1 rRNA gene is annotated in these 243 nt (G+C 50.2%); it reads left to right on the top strand.

The window, feature by feature from the left end:
• Window positions 1-243, top strand: a 16S ribosomal RNA gene (locus KW836_RS27745); the annotation flags it as partial.

The following is a 243-nucleotide window of genomic DNA, read 5'->3' as shown; positions in this document are numbered from 1 at the left end:
GTCGCAAGATTAAAACTCAAAGGAATTGACGGGGACCCGCACAAGCGGTGGATGATGTGGATTAATTCGATGCAACGCGAAAAACCTTACCTACCCTTGACATGTCTGGAATGCCGAAGAGATTTGGTAGTGCTCGCAAGAGAACCGGAACACAGGTGCTGCATGGCTGTCGTCAGCTCGTGTCGTGAGATGTTGGGTTAAGTCCCGCAACGAGCGCAACCCTTGTCATTAGTTGCTACGAAA

Origin of the sequence: Achromobacter sp. ACM05, assembly GCF_019218915.1 — a bacterium.
Lineage (GTDB): Bacteria > Pseudomonadota > Gammaproteobacteria > Burkholderiales > Burkholderiaceae_B > Achromobacter > Achromobacter animicus.
This window is presented reverse-complemented; position numbering and strand designations above follow the sequence as displayed.